The organism is Paraburkholderia sp. UCT31, assembly GCF_014397655.1.
GTDB classification, from domain to species: Bacteria; Pseudomonadota; Gammaproteobacteria; order Burkholderiales; family Burkholderiaceae; genus Paraburkholderia; species Paraburkholderia tuberum.
On record NZ_VZQP01000002.1, the window covers coordinates 207,811 to 228,870 of the forward strand.

The following is a 21,060-nucleotide window of genomic DNA, read 5'->3' on the forward strand; positions in this document are numbered from 1 at the left end:
GCTTGATCGCCGGACCCGGCAGGGTGGCGCACCGCGGCGCGGCGCCTCTATGCGCCGGCAGAGCCGCACAGCGGCCGGGCGCGCGAGGAACGATCCGCGCCGCCGCGAGCCCAACGATCACGACGCTCGGGCCGCACGGCGGACGTCGATGTCCGCCGGTCCCGACATACAGTCGAAGAACGCACAAAAGGATTCGCTTGAAATTTCCCTACGAATGGCAGATTGGCTGGCGCTACACACGCGCCGGCAAACGCACGACCGGTAACGGCTTCATTTCGTTCATCGCGCTGGTGTCGATGTCGGGCATCGCGCTTGGCGTCGCGGCGCTGATCGTCGTGTTGTCGGTGATGAACGGCTTTCAGAAAGAGGTGCGCGACCGCATGCTGTCGGTGCTCGCGCACGTCGAGATCTTTTCGCCGACCGGTTCGATGCCCGACTGGCAGCTGACCGCGAAGGAGGCGCGCCAGAACAAGGAGGTGATCGGCGCGGCGCCCTACGTCGAGGCCCAGGCGCTGCTGACGCGCCAGGACGCGGTGAGCGGCGTCGCGTTGCGTGGCATCGAGCCGACGCTCGAGCCTGAAGTGTCGGACATCGGCAAGGAAATGAAGGGCGGCAAGCTGGCCGACCTCGTGCCCGGCGGCTTCGGCATCGTGCTCGGCGCCGATCTCGCGGCCAATCTCGGCGTGCAGCTGAACGACAAGATCACGCTCGTCGCGCCCGAAGGCACGATCACGCCGGCCGGCATGCTGCCGCGCCTGAAGCAGTTCACGGTGGTCGGCATCTTCGAGTCGGGCCATTACGAATACGACAGCACGCTCGCGCTGATCAACATCAAGGACGCAGAGGCGCTGTTCCGGCTGCCCGCACCGACCGGCGTGCGGCTGCGCCTCACCGACATGCAGCGCGCGCCGGAAGTCGCGCATCAGCTCGCGCGCACGCTGTCGGGCGATCTGTACATCCGCGACTGGACCCAGCAGAACAAGACCTGGTTCTCGGCGGTGCAGATCGAGAAGCGCATGATGTTCATCATCCTGACGCTGATCATTGCGGTGGCCGCGTTCAATCTTGTGTCGTCGCTGGTGATGACGGTGACCAACAAGCAGGCCGATATCGCGATCCTGCGCACGCTCGGCGCGCAGCCCGGCTCGATCATGAAGATCTTCGTCGTGCAGGGCGTGACGATCGGCTTCATCGGCACGGCGACCGGCGTCGTGCTCGGCTGTCTGATCGCGTGGAGCATTCCGTGGCTCGTGCCGATGATCGAGCATCTGCTCGGCGTGCAATTCCTGCCGCCGTCGGTGTACTTCATCAGCGAGCTGCCGTCCGAGCTGGTTCCGGCGGACGTCGCGCGCATCGGCCTCATCGCGTTCGTGCTGTCGGCGCTCGCGACGCTCTATCCGAGCTGGCGCGGCGCGAAGGTCCGTCCGGCGGAGGCGCTGCGCTATGAATGACCGCCTCGTCCATCCCTCAACCGATTCATCCATGACCGCTCAGGACTCCGCGTCGCATCCGTTCGTGCTCGAAGCCACCGGCATTTCCAAAGCGTTCGTGCAGGGCGGGCTGAACGTGCAGGTGCTCAACAATGCGCAACTCGCCGTGCGGCGCGGCGAGAAGCTCGCGATCGTCGGCGCGTCGGGCTCCGGCAAGAGCACGCTGCTGCACGTGCTCGGCGGTCTCGACGACCCGAGCGCGGGCCACGTGTCGGTGCTCGGCAAGCCGTTCACGAAGCTCTCCGAGCGCGAGCGCAACGACCTGCGCAATCGCGCGCTCGGTTTCGTGTATCAGTTTCACCATCTGTTGCCGGAGTTTTCCGCGCTCGATAACGTCGCGATGCCGCTGCGGATTCGTCGCGAGACGACCGAAGTCGCGCGCCGCGAGGCCATGGCGGTGCTGGAGCGCGTCGGCATGGGGCATCGCGCGAAGCATCGGCCGGGCGAGCTGTCGGGCGGCGAGCGTCAGCGTGTCGCGATCGCGCGTGCGCTCGTCACGAAGCCCGCCTGCGTGCTCGCCGACGAGCCGACCGGTAACCTTGACGGCGGCACCGCCGACACGGTCTTCAACCTGATGCTCGAACTGTCGCGCACGCTCGAGACGAGCTTCGTGATCGTCACGCACGACCCGGAGCTGGCGGGCCGCTGTGATCGCATCATGCGGTTGCGCGACGGCGTGCTGCACGAAGAGCCGCCAGTGCCGGTCTGAGTGCGGGCCGGCACGGTCCGTCCTCTTGCCAGCGAGATAACCCATGTGGATCGACACGCACTGCCATCTCGACGCTTCGGAGTTCGACGCCGACCGTGATGCGGTTGCGGCGTCCGCGCGCCATGCGGGGGTGTCGCGCATCGTGATTCCGGCGATCGGGCGACAGAACTTCGCGGCGGTGCGCGAGCTCGCGCATCGCGTCGACGGCGGCGCGTACGCGCTCGGCATTCATCCGCTGTTCACGCCGCACGCCGTCGATGCCGACCTCGACCTGTTGCGCATGGAGATCGAGGCGAGTCTCGACGATCCGCGCTTCGTCGGCATCGGCGAGATCGGGCTCGACTATTTCGTCGACGGTCTCGACGATGCGCGCCAGCAGTTTTTCTACAACGGCCAGTTGCAGCTCGCGCGCGAATTCGATTTGCCGGTCATCTGCCATGTGCGCAAATCGCAGGATCAGGTGATCAAAGGGCTGCGCCGGCATCAGATTCATCGCGGCATCGCGCACGCGTTCAATGGCAGTTTCCAGCAGGCGCAGGCGTACATCGATCAGGGCATGCATCTTGGGTTCGGCGGCAACCTCACGTTCGAGCGCGCCCGGCAGATCCGGCGACTCGCCGAACAGCTGCCGTTCGATGCGCTGGTCGTCGAGACCGACGCGCCGGATATCGCGCCGTCGTGGATGTACAGGCAGCGCAATTCACCCGAGCAGATTCCGGCGATCGGCGCGAGCCTCGCGCGACTGCGCGGTGTCACTTCCGACGCAGCCGCCCTTGGCACAACGGCTAACGCGCTCGCCGCGCTGCCGCGACTCGCGCTTTCCTCTGCATAATCGATTCCGTTGATCGAAAGGGTTCGCGTCGGGCGATCCCCTCGCCCGGCGGGCTCGCTGCTGCCCGTTCGCTGGCGCGGTGACGAGGCCCGGCGCCAACGGGTACGGAGGGCGGATGAGGGCGGTCTGGTGTGGATTTGCGTTGGGCGTGGTCTGGCTGCAGCGACAGGCGGTGTTGCCGGATACAGGCGCATGGTGCGCGTTGATACTGGTCGGCTGCACGGCGGCCGGCGTTGCGGTGTGGGGTTTGCGTGGCGGCGCAGCGGCTGCGGCGGCGGGTGTGACAGGTGTGACAGATGTGACAGGTGCGGCCGGTGCGGCGCTCCAGCGCGAATACGAGCGGGGCTTCTCGCACCAGCTCGCTAGCCGCGTATGGCGCGACGCTCGCATGCGGCGGGTGGCCGGTTGGGGCGCGGTGTGGTGCGCGGCGATCTGCGTCGGCTTCGGCTACGCGGCCGTGCGCGCGCAAACGCGGCTCGCGGTGAGCCTGCCGCACGAGTGGGAAGGGCGCGATATCGAGGTGGTCGGCACGATCAAGGGATTGCCGACGCGTGACGACAAAGGCGCGCGCTTCCTGTTCGACGTCGATACGAACGGTGCGCGGCTCGCCGCTTTCCCGCGCGTGATCCAGCTAGCCTGGATCGCGCGCGACGCCGCGGCGCCGCGGCTCGAACCGGGCGAACGCTGGCGTCTGACCGTGCGCCTGAAGCGCCCGCACGGCAACGCGAATTTCGGCGTGCGCGATGCAGAGGCGAGTCTGCTCGCGCGCAACGTCCGCGCGACCGGCTACGTGAGCGTGCCGGACCATGCGCGGCGCCTGACCGGTCACGCGCGCGGGCTCGCCGTGCTGGTCGACCGCTGGCGCGCCGGGTTGCGTGCGCGTATCGACACGGTGCTTGCCGATGCGCCGCATCGCGGCATCGTCGTCGCGCTCGCGATCGGCGCGCAGGACGAAGTGAGCCCCGCCGACTGGCAATTGATGCGCGGCACCGGCACGAGTCATCTGGTGGCGATTTCGGGCTTGCATCTCGGCTTGGTCGCGGGGCTGACCGGCTGGCTCGCGGCGGCAATCTGGAGGCGTTCGGGGTGGCTCGGCCGCAACTGGCCGCTGCGCTTGCCCGCGCAGCTCGTCGGCGTGACGGCCGGTGCGATGTTCGCCGCACTGCATGCCGCGCTCGCGGGCTTCAACGTGCCAGCGCAACGCGCGCTGTGGATGGCCGCGCTCGTCGCGCTGGCGTTCGTCGGCGGCCGGCAGCTAGCGCGCTCCACGGTGCTCGCGTGGGCGCTCGGGCTCGTGCTGCTGGTCGATCCGTGGGCGGTCGTGTCGGCCGGATTCTGGCTGTCGTTTTGCGCAGTCGGCGCGATCCTGTTCGCGATGTCGGGGCGGCCGCGCGTGCGGGTTCCACTGGCGTCCCGTCATCATGAAGACGAGGAGCGCAGCGCGGCGCGTCCCGTATCGATCCGGCGTCTGCGCGTGCTCGCCGAACGGTTGCGCAGCGCCGCTCACGCGCAGTTCGCGGTGACGGTCGCGCTGGCGCCGCTGACCGCCTACTGGTTCGCGCAAATTCCGCTCGCCGGTCCGCTCGCGAACGCGTTCGCGATTCCCTGGGTGAGCCTGCTCGTCACGCCGACGGTGCTCGCGGGCGTCGCAATGCCCGCGCCGCTCGATGCGTTCGCGTGGCGCGCCGCGCACACGCTGCTCGATGGTCTCGCGGCCGGCCTGCAACTGGCGTCGGGACCGCGCTGGACGCTGTGGTGGCTGCCGCAGCCGCATGCGTGGGCGCTGGCCGCGGCGGCGCTCGGTGTGCTGTGGTGTCTCGCGCCGCGCGGCTGGCCACTGCGCTGGGCGGCGCCGCTGTCGTGGCTGCCGCTGCTGATGCCCAGCGCAAGCGGCGCACTCGCCGAGCCATCAGGCGCGTTCCGTCTGACTGCGCTCGATGTCGGGCAGGGCTCGTCGGTGCTCGTGCAGACCGCGCATCACGCGTTGCTGTTCGATGCGGGTCCCGGTCCGGAATCGAGCCACGCTGGCGAGCGCGTGGTGGTGCCGTTCCTGCGGGCGCAAGGCGTGACGACGCTCGATACGCTGATGATCAGTCACGCCGACTCGGATCATGCGGGCGGCGCCCCTGCCGTTTTCGATGCGATCGAGGTGCGTCAGCTGGTGGCTGCTCTGGAGCCGGACAATCCGCTGTGGCCGAAGGCAAAACAGCATGGCACGCAGACGCTGCCGTGCGTGGCGGGGCAGCGCTGGCAGTGGGATGGTGTTGAGTTCGCCGTGCTGTGGCCTGACGTCGGGGCACTCACGGGCAAGGCGAACGAGCATTGCTGCGTGTTGAGGGTCAGCACGTTGCCGCTCACCAACGCAAGCCAGGCGGCGGCGTTCGTCGGTGCGAACGCGCCGCGTTTCACGGCCCTGCTGACCGCTGACATCGAAGCGCCGACCGAACGCGCGCTGCTCGCGCGCGATCCCGCTATGCTGCGCGCGCAAGTGTTGATGGTGCCGCATCATGGCAGCAAAACGTCGTCGACCGAGCCGTTCCTCGACTCTATCGATCCGTCCATCGCGTTATTTCAGGTAGGCTACGAGAATCGCTTCCATCATCCGAATGCGGGCGTGTTCGCGCGCTACGCGGCGCGTCATATCGAACTCGGGCGCAGCGATCGCGATGGCGCCGTGAGGGTCGACGTCGATCCGGGCGCGCGCGGTGAGGAGGGCGCCGCGCTCACGCTCGAGCGCTATCGGGACACGCAGCGCCGCTACTGGATGGAGCCCTGAGCGCGTCGCGGCCCGATGAGTGCAACAGCGCAGACAACAGGCGCAAGCAGCGGTATAAGCAGCGGCACAGGCAAAGCACCGCCCACGCGTAAAAAACACAACGGAGATCGCCGCAGTTGAAAAACATCATCCATTTCTCGCATGCGAACGGCTTTCCGGCCTCGACTTACCGGACGATCTTCGCCGAGCTCTCCGACGACTACGACGTGCGCTCGATCGAGCGGATCGGCCATGATCCGCGCTTTCCGGTCACGCAGGACTGGCCCCATCTGGTCGAGCAACTGCTTGACGATATCGCCCGCAAGTACGAGCAGCCGGTGTGGCTCGTCGGGCATTCGCTCGGCGGTTATCTGTCGCTGATGGCGGCGCTGAAAAAGCCGCAGTGGGTGAGGGGCGTCGTGATGCTCGACTCGCCGGTGATCGCCGGCTGGCGCAGCAGCATGCTGCGCGTGTCGCAATGGACCGGGCTCGACGAGCGGCTGTCGCCCGCCGCCGCGACGCGCAAGCGGCGCACGCAATGGACGAGCCGTGACGAAGCATGGCGGCACTTCCATTCGAAGCCCGCGTTCGCGCGCTGGGACGAGCGCATGCTGTCCGACTACATCGACTTCGGCATTCTGCAGAGTTCGCCCGACGGCACCCGGGTGCTCGCGTTCGATCGTCGCATCGAATACCAGATCTACCGGACGCTGCCGCATACGCTCGGCGCGCGGCTCGCGCGCGGCGCGCCGGTGCCGGTCGGGTTCATCGCCGGGACACGCTCGAAGGAAATCCGCCAGGCCGGGCTCGACGCGACGCGACGCGCGACCGGCGGGCATGTCGAGTGGATCGAGGGCAGCCATCTGTATCCGATGGAAAAGCCGATCGAAACCGCGCGCGCGGTGCAACGCATGCTGCGTGAGCTGGAGCGAACCGCCTGACGTGCTGCGCGCACTAAGCGGGCCCCAAACCGCTGCGCCGGCTGCCACGCGAGGCGGCCTCGGCACGCGTGGGTCGGCCGTTTTTTGCTGGGTCGGGACCATCCTTTACGGTATAATCCGTTTTTCCCGCGAGCATCCAGCGATGACCAAATATGTTTTCGTCACCGGCGGCGTAGTATCTTCCCTCGGCAAGGGTATTGCCGCCGCTTCCCTCGCCGCGATCCTCGAATCGCGCGGTCTTAAAGTCACCCTCCTCAAACTCGATCCCTACATCAACGTCGACCCCGGCACGATGAGCCCGTTTCAGCACGGCGAAGTGTTCGTGACGGAAGACGGAGCGGAAACCGACCTCGACCTCGGCCACTACGAGCGCTTCATCAGCACGAAGATGCGCAAGGCCAACAACTTCACCACGGGCCAGATTTACGAGTCGGTAATCCGCAAGGAACGCCGCGGCGATTATCTCGGCAAGACCGTGCAGGTCATCCCGCACATCACGAACGAAATCCAGGCATTCGTCGAGCGCGGCGCGGCGTCTGCGACGTGCGGCGAGCCGGATGTCGCGATCGTCGAAGTGGGTGGCACGGTGGGTGACATCGAATCGCTGCCGTTCCTCGAAGCCGCGCGCCAGATGAGCCTGCGCCTCGGCCGCAACAGCGCGTGCTTCGTGCACCTGACGCTGGTGCCCTGGGTCGCCACGGCCGGCGAACTCAAAACCAAGCCCACCCAGCACAGCGTGCAGAAGCTGCGCGAAATCGGCATTTCGCCGCACGTGCTGCTGTGCCGTGCCGACCGCCGCATTCCGGACGACGAGCGCGCGAAGATCTCGCTGTTCTCGAACGTGCCCGAAGACGCGGTGATTTCCGTGTGGGACGCGGACAGCATCTACAAGATTCCGCAGATGCTGCACGACCAGGGTCTCGACGCGATCATCTGCGAAGAGCTGAAGCTCACGCCGAAGGCGGCGGACCTGTCCATGTGGTCGGACCTCGTCGAGAAGCTGCAGAACCCGAAGCACGAAGTGACGATCGGCATGGTCGGCAAGTACGTCGATCTGACCGAGTCGTACAAGTCGCTGATCGAAGCGCTGCGTCATGCGTCGATGCATACGTCGACGCGCGTGAATATCGAGTACATCGACTCCGAAGAAATCGAAACGCAAGGCGTCGGGAGCCTCAAGCATCTCGACGCGGTGCTCGTGCCGGGCGGCTTCGGCCGTCGCGGCACCGAAGGCAAGATCGCCGCGATCCGTTATGCGCGCGAAGCGAAGGTGCCGTATCTCGGCATCTGCCTCGGCATGCAGCTCGCCGTGATCGAATTCGCCCGCGACGTCGTCGGCCTGAAGGACGCGAACAGCACCGAATTCGATCAGGAAACGAAGAACCGCGTGGTCGCGCTGATCACCGAGTGGTACGACCGCGAAGGCCGAGTCGAGAAGCGTACCGAAGAGTCGGATCTCGGCGGCACGATGCGCCTCGGCTCGCAGCGCTGCCCGATCAAGCCCGGCACGCTCGCCGAAGAGATCTACGGCACCGATGTGAACGAACGCCACCGTCACCGTTATGAGGTGAATAACCGTTTCGTGCCCCAGCTCGAAGGCGGTGGCCTTATCATTAGCGCCCGTACCCCGAGCGAGGATTTGCCGGAAATGATGGAGCTGCCGCGCAGCATGCACCCGTGGTTCGTCGGCGTCCAGTTCCACCCTGAATTCACGTCTACGCCGCGTGACGGTCATCCGCTGTTCAAGTCGTTCGTCGAAGCGGCGCTCGCGCATCAGCAGTCGAGGGTCGAGGAGAAAGCATGAAACTGGGCGATTTCGACGTCGGGCTCGACAAGCCGTTTTTCCTGATCGCCGGTACCTGTGTCGTCGAATCGGAACAGATGACGATCGACACGGCCGGCCGCCTGAAGGAAATCTGCGCGAAGCTGAACATTCCGTTCATCTACAAATCGTCGTACGACAAGGCCAATCGCAGCAGCGGCAAGTCGTTTCGCGGTCTGGGCATGGACGAAGGTCTGCGCATCCTGTCGGAAGTGAAGCGCCAGCTCGGTCTGCCGGTGCTGACCGACGTGCACGCCGAACACGAGATCGAGCAGGTGGCGTCGGTCGTCGACGTGCTGCAAACGCCCGCGTTCCTATGCCGTCAGACCGACTTCATCCACGCGTGCGCGCGCTCGGGCAAGCCGGTCAACATCAAGAAGGGCCAATTTCTCGCGCCGCACGACATGAAGAACGTGATCGACAAGGCGCGCGACGCCGCGCGTGAAGCGGGTCTGTCCGAAGACCGTTTCATGGCGTGCGAGCGCGGCGTGTCGTTCGGCTATAACAACCTCGTGTCGGACATGCGTTCGCTCGCGATCATGCGCGAGACCAACGCGCCGGTCGTGTTCGACGCGACGCATTCGGTGCAGTTGCCGGGCGGTCAGGGCACGAGCTCGGGCGGCCAGCGCGAATTCGTGCCGGTGCTCGCGCGCGCCGCGGTCGCGGTCGGCGTCGCCGGTGTGTTCATGGAAACGCACCCGAATCCGGCGCAAGCGAAGTCGGACGGGCCGAACGCGGTGCCGCTCAATCGCATGGCCGAGCTGCTCGAGACGCTCGTCACGCTCGACCGGGCCGTCAAGCGCGGGCCGTTCCTCGAAAGCGATTTCAACTGATTCAGGTGTGCGCCGCGTGTCACGATCGCACTCGATAATCGACCCGCGGCGTTTTCGCATAATGGTCGTCGAACGTATCGGCGCGCGAGTTGTCTGTCGGGGGGACCGGCAGGCGCTTTGCATGGGACCGGAGTAGGCGCTAAAGCGCCAACTCCGGTTCGACAGCGCGATGCAAGGTCACAGTAAAGAATTCAACGTCATCCTTTGAGGAAACCATGAGTGCTATCGTAGACATCATCGGTCGAGAGATTCTCGATTCGCGAGGCAACCCCACCGTCGAATGCGACGTGCTGCTCGAGTCAGGCACGATGGGGCGCGCGGCCGTACCGTCAGGCGCGTCGACCGGCTCGCGCGAAGCGATCGAACTGCGCGACGGCGAAGCCGGCCGCTACGGCGGCAAGGGTGTGCTGAAGGCCGTCGAGCACATCAACACGGAAATCTCCGAAGCGATCATGGGTCTCGACGCTTCCGAGCAGGCGTTCCTCGACAAGACGCTGCTCGAGCTCGATGGCACCGACAACAAGTCGCGCCTCGGCGCGAACGCGATGCTGGCCGTGTCGATGGCCGTCGCGAAGGCCGCGGCCGAGGAGGCCGGTCTGCCGCTGTACCGCTACTTCGGCGGCTCGGGCGCCATGCAACTGCCGGTGCCGATGATGAACATCGTCAACGGCGGCGCGCATGCGAACAACAGCCTGGACATCCAGGAATTCATGATCGTGCCGGTCAGCCAGCCGAGCTTCCGCGAAGCACTGCGCTGCGGCGCCGAAGTGTTCCACGCGCTGAAGAAGATCCTGTCGGACCGCGGCATGAGCACGGCAGTCGGCGACGAAGGCGGCTTCGCACCGAACTTCGGCAGCAACGAGGAATGCCTGTCCACTATCTTGCAAGCCATCGAGAAAGCAGGCTACCGCGCCGGTGAAGACGTGCTGCTCGCGCTCGACTGCGCGGCCAGCGAGTTCTACCACGACGGCAAGTACCAGCTCGCGGGCGAAGGCCTGCAGCTGTCGTCGACGGAATTCGCGGACTACCTCGCGAACCTCGCCGACAAGTTCCCGATCGTGTCGATCGAAGACGGCATGCACGAGAGCGACTGGGAAGGCTGGAAGACGCTGACCGACAAGCTCGGCAACAAGGTCCAGCTGGTCGGCGACGACCTGTTCGTGACGAACACGCGCATCCTGAAGGAAGGCATCGAGAAGGGCATCGCGAACTCGATCCTGATCAAGATCAACCAGATCGGCACGCTGACGGAAACCTTCGCGGCGATCGAAATGGCCAAGCGCGCGGGCTACACGGCGGTGATTTCGCACCGTTCGGGCGAAACTGAAGACTCGACGATCGCGGACATCGCAGTCGGTTTGAACGCCGGCCAGATCAAGACAGGTTCGCTGTCGCGTTCCGACCGCATCTCGAAGTACAACCAGTTGCTGCGTATCGAGGAAGATCTCGGCGATATCGCGAGCTACCCGGGCAAGTCGGCCTTCTACAATCTGCGCTAAGCGGTCTTCGCCAGATTGTTCACGCCGATCGATGAGCCGGTTATCCTTCGTTTCTGATTGACCTCGCCGCCCTGCGTATAGCGCAGGGCGGCGCGTATTTATTGTGCTTACTTCATGCGGCTTGTCACTGCTGTCCTGATCGTTCTGCTGGCGTTGATCCAGTACCCGCTCTGGTGGGGGCACGGCGGCTGGCTGCGCGTGCATGAGTTGCAGGGACAACTCGCGCAGCAACTGCAGAAGAATGTCGACGCGAAGCTGCGCAACGAGCGCATCCAGGGCGAAGTGCAGGACCTGCAGAATGGCACGGCCGCGGTCGAAGAGCGGGCGCGCTACGAAATGGGCATGGTCAAGGACGGCGAAGTGTTCGTGCAGTTCGTGTCGCCGAACCAGCCGTTGCCGTTGGCGAATACGCCGTCGGCGAACACCTCGACGCGCGGTGAGGTGTCGGTCGCGCCGCTGCATGTGGTGCCGAATCCGGAGTCGCGCGCGAAGCCGGATCGCAAGCATGGCGGGAAGGCAGCGGCTGCGAAGGAGAAGAAGCCGGTGCACTGAGGTTCGATATTTCGTATCGGCCTCGCAGGAAGGCGCAAAAAAAGCGCGGTTCATCTTGAACCGCGCTTTTTTGTTTTTATGCTGCCGTGTTCGCCCTACCAGCCCCAATACGGCCCGAACCCGACGCCGATCCCGGTTCCCCAGCCACGTCCCCAGCCGCCGCTCGAGAAGCCCGCGGAAAACCTCACGGGCGGCGAACGCGAGTAATAGCGCGACCAGGCTTGCGCGGCGGCGTCCGCGGCCATCGTCTGATTCTGTTCGAACATGACCTGTTGCTCGATCGCGTCATAGCGCGCGCGTTCCTCCGGTGTCAGCGTCTGCGTATGACTGATGGCTTCGGCCTGATCGGGCGGCAGACGGCTCAGAATCGGCGCTGGGCCACGCGGATCGATCGAGCAGCCGGCCAGCACCGCGCTGCCCGTGAGGACGGCAAGCATCAACGAAAGCGTGTGCTTCATGGTCGAATCTCCATCGGTCCGAGGCTCGAGCAAGCGTCTTCCAAAGCGCAGCGCCGCATGCATCCTTCCAAAGTATCGACGCCGCGCTCAAAAGCAACGCGCCGCCCGAGCCGTGACGAGGCATGGGGCGGCGCGGTCAGGACTTGCGGTGAAGAGCCCGATCAGTTCACGGGCACGTACTCCGCTTCGGCGAAAGCGCGGTCTAGTGCCGCTGCGCGGCCGCCGGCGTCACACCTTGTGAGAGTCCGCCGGCCACGAAAAGTTGCGCGACGTCGACCGGGTCGAACTCGTAGCGCTGATTACAAAACTCGCAGTGAATCTCGACGTGGCCGCGTTCCTCGATCACGCTGTCGACTTCATCGCGGCCAAGCATCTTCAGCATCGCGCCGACTTTTTCGCGCGAGCACGTGCATTCGAAGCGCGCGGTAACCGGCTCGAAATGCTGGACGTTTTCCTGCCAGAACAGGCGTCGGAACACCGTCTCAGGTTCTTCCTTCAGCAGCTCGTCGTGCGACAGCGTGCCGCCGAGCGTGCACACGCGTTCCCACGTATCCGCGTCGAGCTCGCCCGGATGCGGGACGATGCCGCCGTCGCCCGGCAGTTTCTGCAGCAGCATGCCGACCGCGCGTTCGGTGTTCGCCGCGAGCCACATGCGCGTGTCGAGCTGCTCGGAGTGATGCATATAGTGCTCGAGCACCTCGGCGATCGACTTCAGCGCTCCATCCACGCCCGACAGCGGCACGATACTCTGGTACGGCTGCTGGCCGGGCTGCTTGGCGGTCGGGTCGAGCGTGATCACGCAGCGGCCGTAGCCGCTCGCGTTCACCAGATCGATGAGCGAGGTCGTGTCGTCGATCGTATGGGCGGCTTCGCCGGACAGCTTCGCGGTGGCGCGCATCGTCAGGTTCGAGCTGCACTGCACGACCAGCATCTTGACCGGGCCATCGCCGAAAATCTGCATGACGAGCGTGCCGTCGAACTTCAGGTTCGCCGACAGCAGCGCGCACGCGGCCATCATTTCGCCCAGAATCGTTCGCACGGGCGCCGGATAATCGCGGCGCGTCAGCACGTCCTGCCAGGTATTGCGCAGGGAAACGATCTCGCCGCGCACCGGCGCCGCGCTGAACATGAATTTTTGCAACTGGTCGCTCACAACTTTTCCTCGCTGGAATGACGCGGCATGACGCCGCGCCTTTGCGCACCGCGCGCCGGCCGTCTAGCCGATGCGTACGAGCTGCGCCTTGAAATACTCGCGGCGCCCGGCATAGCTTGCCGCGCCGCGCTGCATGTTGGCGATATCCGCTTCCGTCAGTTCGCGCACCGCCTTCGCGGGCGCGCCGAGGATCAGCGTATTGTCGGGAAACACCTTGCCCTCGGTGACGATGGCGCCCGCTCCGACCAGACAGTTGCGGCCGATCACCGCGCCATTCAAGACCACCGCCTGAATTCCGATCAACGCGCCTTCCTTGATCGTGCAGCCGTGCAGCATCGCCTGATGGCCGATCGTCACGTTCGACTCGACCGTCAGCGGATAGCCGGGGTCGGTGTGCAGCACCGCGCTTTCCTGCACGTTGCTGCCGGCGCCGATCGTGATCGGCTCGTTGTCGCCGCGCAGTGTCGCGCCGAACCACACGCTCGCGTTCTCCTCGAGCGTTACGTTGCCGATGATGTTCGCCGAATCCGCGACGAACACGCTTTCATGAATGATCGGGGCGGCTTCGCCCAGCTTGTAAATCGTCACAATGTCTCCTTGTTGGTCAGAGCCGGGCCTTCGGTGACTCCGATCCTGTGCACGATGATGGTCTGATCGGTTGCCACGCATGGGCGGGACGGCGCGCAGCCGGCGCGGTGCGAGGTTGGCGGTCTTGCGTCGCCAACTGACGGGCGTGCCCGAAAGCGCGCCGGTTGGTCGAATCGGGTATTGTAAACGGTTGTGTGCATGAGCCGCTCGGCCGCTCGCGCGCGGCTCAGCCGCCGTCTTTCCGCCGTCTTTACCGCCTCCAACGCCGATCTGTTTGTCATGACGTCCGCCGCTTCGCCCGTTTCTGTCGCTTCTCCCGCATCGAATTCTCACGACGAGCCGCCGTGCGCGCGCCGCGCCGCGCTCGCCGCGTTGCGCGAGCGGGATCCGGCCGCGAAGGCCGCGGCGGCCCGCGAGCTGTACGCTGCGGTACTCGACGGTCGCGCGCTTTGTGACTCCGGCCTCGATCTCGCCGAGCCCGCTGCCCTGCCGGGCCGCCCCGAACGGCCCGAACTGGTCGAACCGCGCCAACTCGGTCGACGCAGCATGCAGTCGCCGCAGGGCCGCGCAGTGCTGCTCCACGCGCTCGCGCACATCGAGTTCAATGCGATCAATCTGGCGCTCGACGCCGTCTGGCGTTTCCCCGGCATGCCCGCCGGGTTCTATACCGACTGGCTCAAAGTCGCCGCCGAAGAGGCGTATCACTACTCGCTGCTCGCCGCGCGTCTTGCCGAATATGGCCACGCGTACGGCGACTTCCCGGCGCACGGCGGCCTATGGGACATGTGCGAGCGCACCCGTGGCGACGTGCTCGCGCGCATGGCGCTCGTGCCGCGTACGCTCGAAGCGCGCGGCCTCGACGCGTCGCCGCCGATCCGCGCGCGTTTGCAGCAGGCCGGCGATCACGCGTCGGCGACGATTCTCGACGTGATCCTGCGCGATGAAATCGGCCACGTGCTGATCGGCAACCGCTGGTTTCGGCACCTATGCGACGCGGACGGCCTCGATCCGCACCACACCTATCTGCGTCTCGCCGACCAGTATCACGCGCCGAAACTGCGTGGCCCGTTCAATTTCGAAGCGCGCCGCGACGCTGGTTTCGACGATGCCGAACTCGCCGCGCTCGCGAGTCAGGATGCGCAGCAAGCCATGCAGGCAACGGACGACCGAGCATCGCGTCAATAAACCGTTACCACTTCTTGCTCCGCTGTTCCTATAATCGAACGACCATTCTTTTTTACGGGTGCGCCGTTCATGAATACATCCCGCTCTGAGTTCGTTGCCGCGCGCGGCGTCCGGCTGCACGTGCGGCGCTGGGGCCATTCCGATGCGCGGATACTGTTCATGCTGCACGGCTGGATGGACGTCGGCGCGTCGTTCCAGTTCGTCGTCGATGCGCTCGGTGGCGACTGGCAGGTGATCGCGCCCGACATGCGCGGCTTCGGTCTGTCCGACTGGCCGGTCGCCGAGCGCGGCGGCGGCAGCTACTGGGTGCAGGACTATCTCGGCGATCTCGACGCGCTGATCGACCACTACGCGCCCGACGGCCAGGTGAACCTCGTCGGTCACAGCATGGGCGCGAACGTCGTGTGCCTGTATGCGGGCGTGCGGCCGCAGCGGGTACGGCGCGTGGTCGATCTGGAAGGCTTCGGGCTCGCGCGATCGCATTCGGCGCAGGCGCCGAAGCGCCTGCTCAATTGGCTCGACGAATTGCGCGATCCACCGCAGCTCAAGCGCTACGCGTCGCTCGACGAGGTCGCCGCGCGCCTGATCAAAACCAATCCGCGCCTCGATCCGCGGCGTGCGCAATTTCTCGCGCAGCACTGGTCGAAGCCGGATGGCGAAGGGCGCTTCATGCTGCTCGCCGATCCGGCGCACAAGGTCCGCGGCCCGACGCTGTATCGCCTCGACGAGGTGATGGCGGTGTGGCGTAAGGTCAGCGCGAAGGTGCTGCACGTCGAGGCCGCCGGCTCGCCGACGCTCGCGCAGATCGCCGGCGACATTCCGCTCGCCGAATTCAAGGCGCGTTTCCAGGCGTTTCCCGATTGGCGCGAGAAGATCATCGACGGCGCGGGGCACATGCTGCATCACGACCAGCCGGAGCAGATCGCCGCGTTGATCGAGGGGTTCTGCACCTGACACCGCGCCTGAAGCTACGTTTGAAACGGCGCTCGTGGGTCGCCCGGAGCTCGCGGGATCGGCGCTGACTGGTCTTGACCTCGCGGCACGCCGGCAACCGGCACTGGCGTCGCGAGATACCCCTGCGGCCCCTTACTGCATTGCAGTAAAATGCCCCCAGAACCCTTCCAGGACCACGATGAACGCCGATCTTCACTGCCACTCCACCGTTTCCGACGGCCAGTTCGCGCCGGCCGACGTCGCGCGCCGCGCGCACGCTAACGGCGTGACGCTGTGGGCGCTCACCGATCACGACGAAGTGGGCGGCCAGCACGAGGCGCGCACCGCGGCCGAGGCTCTCGGCATGGATTACCTGAGCGGCGTCGAGATTTCGGTCACGTGGGCGGGGCGCACCGTGCACATCGTCGGACTCGGCATCGATCCGGGCAGCCAGATCCTGATCGACGGTCTCGCCCGCACGCGCGACGGCCGCGCCGCGCGCGCCGAAGCAATCGGCGAGCAACTGGCCACGCTCGGCATTCCAGACGCGTACGAGGGCGCGCTGCATTACGTATCGAATCCCGACATGATGTCGCGCACGCATTTCGCGCGCTTCCTGGTCGAGCACGGCCACTGCGCAAACACCCAGGAAGTGTTCGACCGCTATCTCGGCGACGGCAAGCCGGCTTACGTCGCGCACCGCTGGGCCAGGCTCGCCGACGCACTCGGCTGGATCCAGGCCGCGGGCGGCGTCGCGATCGTCGCGCATCCCGGTCGTTACGCATATTCGCAACTCGAATTCGACGCGTTCTTTGGCGAATTCATCGACCTCGGCGGCGAGGCGATCGAGGTCGTGACCGGCAGCCACACGCCCGACCAGTACCGCGAATATGCGGACGTCGCGCGTCGCTATGGCTTCGAGGCCTCGCGCGGTTCCGACTTCCATGCGCCTGGCGAAGGCCGCGTCGAACTCGGTGCACTGCCGCCGCTACCCGCCGATCTGAAGCCCGTTTGGGAACGCTGGCTGTGACCGCGCGCCGTGCCGGAGCGGCACGGCGCGCGCGGGGGCCGGCTGGATGCGGCACGCGCTCTGCTCGCCGCAGCCCATCCGCCGCAGTTCGTCTGCCGCCATCGTGAGTCTCCATGTCCCAATACTTTCGGCTTCACCCCGACAATCCGCAACCGCGCCTCGTCAAGCAGGCCGTGCAGATCATCAACGGCGGCGGCGTGGTCGCCTTGCCGACCGATTCGACCTACGCGCTCGCCTGCCGTCTCGACGACAAGGATGCGGTCGAACGCCTGCGGCGCATCCGCGGACTCGACGAAAAGCAACTACTGTCGCTGCTCGTGCGTGATCTGTCGGAGCTCGCCAATTTTGCTATGGTGGACAACTGGCAGTACAGGCTGCTTAAGTCGGTGACCCCGGGTCCGTACGTGTTCGTGCTGCAGGCCACCAAGGAAGTGCCGCGGCGCGTGTCGCATCCGTCGCGCAAGACGATCGGCCTGCGCGTGCCGGATCACGCGATCACGCTCGCGATTCTCGAGGAGCTCGGCCAGCCGCTGCTCGGCTCGACACTGATCATGCCCGGCGAAACCGAGCCGCTGAACGACCCCGAGGAAATCCGCGCGCGGCTCGAAAAGCAGCTCGATCTGGTGATCGACGGCGGCGCGTGCGTGTGCGAGCCGTCCACCGTAATCGATCTGACCGGCTCGGAGCCGGTGCTGGTGCGGGCAGGGCGCGGCTCGCTCGCGCCGTTCGGTCTCGAGGAAACGGCGTGAGCGTCGTGAGCGAAAGCGGACAGACACGCGCGAGCGCATTGTTACAATAGCGAGCTATGGATTCTTCCCTGATACAGACGATTGCGGTGTACGCGCTGCCGGTGATCTTCGCGATTACGCTGCACGAGGCTGCGCATGGCTACGTCGCGCGCTGGCTCGGCGACAACACCGCGTACGTGCTCGGCCGCGTGTCGCTGAACCCGATGCGGCACATCGATCCGCTCGGCACGATCGCCATTCCGCTGCTGCTGTACTTCGCGACGAGCGGCGCGTTCGTGTTCGGCTATGCGAAGCCGGTGCCGGTCGCGTTCGGCAATCTGCGCAACCCGCGCTGGGGCAGCCTATGGGTCGCGGCGGCCGGGCCCGTGTGCAATTTCATCCAGGCGCTGTTCTGGGGCGTGTTCGGCGTTGCGCTCGCGGGGCTCAATGTCAACGAACCGTTTTTCACGCGCATGGCGGGCGCGGGCGTCGGCGTCAATCTCGTGCTCGGCGTGCTGAACCTGTTTCCACTGCCGCCGCTCGATGGCGGCCGCGTGGTGATGGCCCTGTTGCCGCCGAAGCAATCGATCGCGTTGTCGCGGCTCGAGCCGTACGGCTTTTTCATCGTGATGGCGCTGGTGATGACGGGTACGCTCACGCGTTTCTGGTTGAGGCCACTCGTGACGCTCGGGTATAGCGCGATCACCGCAATTCTGACTCCACTTGTTTCGCTTTTCTAAATAACCATGTTCCCAGACCGTATCTTCTCCGGCATGCGGCCCACCGGGTCGTTGCACCTCGGCCACTATCACGGCGTGCTGAAAAACTGGGTGCGGCTGCAGTCCGAATACCCGTGCTTCTTTTGCGTGGTCGACTGGCACGCACTGACAACGCACTACGAAACGCCCGAAGTGATCGAAAAGAACGTGTGGGACGTGCTGATCGACTGGCTCGCTTCCGGCATCGATCCGGCGCAGGCGACGCTGTTCATCCAGAGCAAGGTGCCCGAGCATGCCGAGCTGGCGCTGCTGCTCGGCATGAGCACGCCGCTCGGCTGGCTCGAGCGCGTGCCGACCTACAAGGAGCAGATGGAAAAGCTGAAGGACAAGGACCTGTCCACCTACGGCTTCCTCGGCTATCCGGTGCTGATGGCGGCGGACATTCTGCTGTATCGCGGCTCGCTCGTGCCGGTCGGTGAAGACCAGGTGCCGCACGTCGAGATGACGCGCGAAATCGCCCGTCGTTTCAACTACCTGTACGGCCGTGAGCCGGGCTTCGAGGAGAAGGCGAACGAAGCCGCGAAGAAGCTCGGCGGCAAGCGCTCGAAGCTGTATCACGAGTTGCGCAACGCGTATCAGCAGGAAGGCGACGACGAAGCGCTCGAACGCGCGCGGGCGATGCTGCAGGAATCGCAAAGCCTGTCGATGAGCGATCGCGAGCGCCTGTTCGGCTATCTCGAAGGTTCGCGCAAGATCATCCTCGTCGAGCCGCAGGCGATGCTGACCGAGGCGTCGCGCATGCCGGGTCTCGACGGCCAGAAGATGTCGAAGTCGTACGGCAACACGATCGGCCTGCGCGAAGACGCGGAAACCATCACGAAGAAGGTCCGTACGATGCCGACTGACCCCGCGCGCGTGCGCCGCACCGATCCGGGCGATCCCGACAAGTGCCCGGTGTGGCAATTGCATCAGGTCTATACCGACGAAGCGACCCACGAGTGGGTGCAGAAGGGCTGCCGCTCGGCAGGCATCGGTTGCCTCGATTGCAAGCAGCCGGTCGTCGAAGGGATTCTGCGCGAGCAGCAGCCGATGCTCGAGCGCGCGCAGAAGTACATGGACGACCCGTCGCTGTTGCGCGCGATCGTCGCCGATGGCTGCGACAAGGCACGCCGGTTCGCGACCGAAACGATGCGCGACGTCCGTGAGGCGATGGGGCTGTCGTACAACTGATGCGCACCCGACGCACCGCGGTGCAGCGATGAGCACGCCCGTTACCAGTGGCTTGCATGGCCTCGGTGAACCGTCGCGCTGGGTGCGTCACTGGGCGCACCTGATCGCGCCGGGCGGCGCGGTGCTCGACGTCGCGTCGGGGGCCGGGCGGCATGCGCGCTTTTTTGCGTCGCTCGGCCATCCGGTCACCGCGATCGATCGCGACGCGGCTGCTCTCGACCTGCTGCGCGACGCGCCGCTCGTCACACCTCTCGTGGCCGATCTCGAAGGCGCGACGTGGCCACTACCGGCCGATGCGGCGTTCGCCGCCGTCGTGGTCACCAACTACCTGCACCGGCCGCTTTTTCCGCAGTTGCTGCGCGCGCTCGCGCCCGGCGGCGTACTGGTTTACGAGACCTTCGCGCAAGGAAACGAAAGCGTCGGCAAACCCTCCAATCCGGCGTTTTTGCTCGCGCCTGGCGAGCTGCTCGACACCGTGCGGGGCCACCTGCGGGTGATCGCATTTCAGGACGGATTTCTCGCCGAGCCGCGTCCGGCCTACGTTCAGCGCATCTGCGCGGTTCGGGAAACGGCCCGGGCGCATGATCCCGCACGGGCAACAGCGCCACCTTGTTACGAGTTGGCTGGCTAATCCGCTACAATCGCGGTTTACCTGATCATATTCATGGCGTTTCATGACTAACGGCAACCACAGCGGTCACCAGGACGGCGTTCAGATCCGCGGCAGCATTCCTGCCATCATCACTCCGATGCTCGAAGACGGCAGCCTCGATCTGCCGGCGTTTCGCAAACTGATCGACTGGCACGTCGAGGAAGGCACGAATGCGCTCGTCGTGGTCGGCACGAGCGGCGAGTCGGCCACGCTGTCGGTCGAAGAACACGTGCTGATGGTCAAGACCGCGGTCGAGCACACCGCTGGACGCATTCCTGTCATCGCGGGCGCGGGTGCCAATTCCACCGCTGAGGCGATCGAACTCACGCAACACGCAAAGGACGTCGGCGCGGATGCCACGCTGCAGGTCGTGCCGTACTACAACAAGCCGACCCAGGAAGGCATCTACCGCCATTTCGCGAAGATCGCCGAAACCGTCGATCTGCCAGTGATTCTGTACAACGTGCCGGGCCGCACCGTCGCCGACATGAGCAACGAGACCATCCTGCGCTGCGCGCAGGTGCCGGGCATCGTCGGCGTGAAGGAGGCCACGGGCAACATCGACCGCGCCGCGCATCTGATCAAGTCGGCGCCGGCGCATTTCGGCATCTATAGCGGCGACGACCCCACCGCGATCGCGCTGATGCTGCTCGGCGGTCACGGCAATATTTCGGTCACCGCGAACGTCGCGCCGCGCGCAATGAGCGAACTGTGCAAGGCCGCGCTCGCCGCGGACGTGAAGACCGCGCGCGAGATTCATCTGAAACTCCTGTCACTGCACAAGTACCTGTTTGCCGAAGCGAATCCGATTCCGGCGAAGTGGGCGCTGCAGCAACTGGGGCGTGTGCAGGGCGGCATCCGCCTGCCGCTCACGCCGCTCGACGCGCAATACCACGAAGTGGTGCGCGGCGCGCTGCGCGAAGCGGGCCTGCTCGGCTGAACGGGCCGAGA

20 protein-coding genes are annotated in these 21,060 nt (G+C 65.8%); 17 read left to right on the top strand and 3 right to left on the bottom strand.

Translation table 11 applies throughout. The features are described from left to right. The first annotated feature begins 197 nt into the window (after nucleotides 1-197). From F6X40_RS02170 to ftsB, 9 genes are all read left to right on the top strand, one after another. Entirely contained in the window at nucleotides 198-1,451 is a 1,254-nt protein-coding gene (locus F6X40_RS02170) for a lipoprotein-releasing ABC transporter permease subunit (protein WP_184067564.1), read from the top strand. A 31-nt stretch (nucleotides 1,452-1,482) separates the two neighbouring features. Further along, on the top strand, nucleotides 1,483-2,199 hold the full coding sequence (gene lolD, locus F6X40_RS02175) for a lipoprotein-releasing ABC transporter ATP-binding protein LolD (RefSeq protein WP_409340030.1): 717 nt from the start codon (nucleotides 1,483-1,485) through the stop codon (nucleotides 2,197-2,199). 43 nt (nucleotides 2,200-2,242) lie between these two features. Then, nucleotides 2,243-3,031 (top strand): TatD family hydrolase, encoded by a 789-nt coding sequence (locus F6X40_RS02180; RefSeq protein WP_184067570.1) that lies wholly within the window; start codon nucleotides 2,243-2,245, stop codon nucleotides 3,029-3,031. A gap of 115 nt (nucleotides 3,032-3,146) precedes the next feature. Next, nucleotides 3,147-5,807 carry a DNA internalization-related competence protein ComEC/Rec2 gene (locus F6X40_RS02185; protein WP_187626667.1) on the top strand — a complete coding sequence of 887 codons (2,661 nt, stop codon included), beginning with the start codon at nucleotides 3,147-3,149 and terminating at the stop codon, nucleotides 5,805-5,807. A gap of 116 nt (nucleotides 5,808-5,923) precedes the next feature. Further along, a complete protein-coding gene (locus tag F6X40_RS02190; protein ID WP_187626668.1) occupies nucleotides 5,924-6,727 on the top strand; it encodes an alpha/beta fold hydrolase in 804 nt (267 codons plus the stop codon). Nucleotides 6,728-6,869: 142 nt separating this feature from the next. Then, nucleotides 6,870-8,531: a CTP synthase gene (locus F6X40_RS02195; protein WP_184022401.1), complete on the top strand. Its 1,662-nt coding sequence runs from the start codon at nucleotides 6,870-6,872 to the stop codon at nucleotides 8,529-8,531. Continuing rightward, nucleotides 8,528-9,382, top strand: coding sequence for a 3-deoxy-8-phosphooctulonate synthase (gene kdsA / locus F6X40_RS02200; RefSeq protein WP_187626669.1), 855 nt, complete (start codon nucleotides 8,528-8,530; stop codon nucleotides 9,380-9,382). Before F6X40_RS02195 ends, kdsA begins: the two co-directional genes overlap by 4 nt. A 215-nt stretch (nucleotides 9,383-9,597) precedes the next feature. Continuing rightward, nucleotides 9,598-10,881 carry a phosphopyruvate hydratase gene (gene eno / locus F6X40_RS02205; protein WP_184067582.1) on the top strand — a complete coding sequence of 428 codons (1,284 nt, stop codon included), beginning with the start codon at nucleotides 9,598-9,600 and terminating at the stop codon, nucleotides 10,879-10,881. A gap of 114 nt (nucleotides 10,882-10,995) precedes the next feature. Then, complete coding sequence (gene ftsB, locus F6X40_RS02210) at nucleotides 10,996-11,433, top strand: cell division protein FtsB (RefSeq protein WP_187626670.1); 438 nt, start codon at nucleotides 10,996-10,998, stop codon at nucleotides 11,431-11,433. Between the two features lie 95 nt (nucleotides 11,434-11,528). Here the strand turns inward: ftsB and F6X40_RS02215 are convergent, their stop codons facing one another. The 3 genes from F6X40_RS02215 to F6X40_RS02225 form a co-directional block, all read right to left on the bottom strand. Then, entirely contained in the window at nucleotides 11,529-11,891 is a 363-nt protein-coding gene (locus F6X40_RS02215) for a hypothetical protein (protein ID WP_184067588.1), read from the bottom strand. 202 nt (nucleotides 11,892-12,093) lie between these two features. After that, complete coding sequence (gene hslO, locus F6X40_RS02220; RefSeq protein WP_090800759.1) at nucleotides 12,094-13,044, bottom strand: Hsp33 family molecular chaperone HslO; 951 nt, start codon at nucleotides 13,042-13,044, stop codon at nucleotides 12,094-12,096. 63 nt (nucleotides 13,045-13,107) lie between these two features. Further along, nucleotides 13,108-13,632 (bottom strand): gamma carbonic anhydrase family protein, encoded by a 525-nt coding sequence (locus tag F6X40_RS02225; RefSeq protein WP_184004143.1) that lies wholly within the window; start codon nucleotides 13,630-13,632, stop codon nucleotides 13,108-13,110. Between the two features lie 279 nt (nucleotides 13,633-13,911). On the opposite strand from F6X40_RS02225, the gene F6X40_RS02230 reads away from it, so the two are divergent. The 8 genes from F6X40_RS02230 to dapA all read left to right on the top strand — a co-directional run bounded on the left by F6X40_RS02230 (nucleotide 13,912) and on the right by dapA (nucleotide 21,049). Further along, complete coding sequence (locus tag F6X40_RS02230; protein WP_187626703.1) at nucleotides 13,912-14,817, top strand: ferritin-like domain-containing protein; 906 nt, start codon at nucleotides 13,912-13,914, stop codon at nucleotides 14,815-14,817. A 69-nt stretch (nucleotides 14,818-14,886) separates the two neighbouring features. After that, on the top strand, nucleotides 14,887-15,771 hold the full coding sequence (locus tag F6X40_RS02235) for an alpha/beta fold hydrolase (protein WP_187626671.1): 885 nt from the start codon (nucleotides 14,887-14,889) through the stop codon (nucleotides 15,769-15,771). A 178-nt stretch (nucleotides 15,772-15,949) separates the two neighbouring features. Further along, nucleotides 15,950-16,780 (top strand): 3',5'-nucleoside bisphosphate phosphatase, encoded by an 831-nt coding sequence (locus F6X40_RS02240; RefSeq protein WP_187626672.1) that lies wholly within the window; start codon nucleotides 15,950-15,952, stop codon nucleotides 16,778-16,780. Between the two features lie 113 nt (nucleotides 16,781-16,893). Then, entirely contained in the window at nucleotides 16,894-17,529 is a 636-nt protein-coding gene (locus F6X40_RS02245; RefSeq protein ID WP_090800752.1) for an L-threonylcarbamoyladenylate synthase, read from the top strand. 56 nt (nucleotides 17,530-17,585) lie between these two features. Further along, nucleotides 17,586-18,248 (top strand): site-2 protease family protein, encoded by a 663-nt coding sequence (locus F6X40_RS02250; protein WP_184067599.1) that lies wholly within the window; start codon nucleotides 17,586-17,588, stop codon nucleotides 18,246-18,248. 6 nt (nucleotides 18,249-18,254) lie between these two features. Next, nucleotides 18,255-19,457: a tryptophan--tRNA ligase gene (locus F6X40_RS02255; protein ID WP_090800748.1), complete on the top strand. Its 1,203-nt coding sequence runs from the start codon at nucleotides 18,255-18,257 to the stop codon at nucleotides 19,455-19,457. A gap of 28 nt (nucleotides 19,458-19,485) precedes the next feature. After that, nucleotides 19,486-20,088 (top strand): class I SAM-dependent methyltransferase, encoded by a 603-nt coding sequence (locus F6X40_RS02260; RefSeq protein ID WP_090800746.1) that lies wholly within the window; start codon nucleotides 19,486-19,488, stop codon nucleotides 20,086-20,088. Nucleotides 20,089-20,131: 43 nt separating this feature from the next. Beyond that, nucleotides 20,132-21,049, top strand: coding sequence for a 4-hydroxy-tetrahydrodipicolinate synthase (gene dapA, locus F6X40_RS02265; protein ID WP_090800745.1), 918 nt, complete (start codon nucleotides 20,132-20,134; stop codon nucleotides 21,047-21,049). Nucleotides 21,050-21,060: the final 11 nt, after the last annotated feature.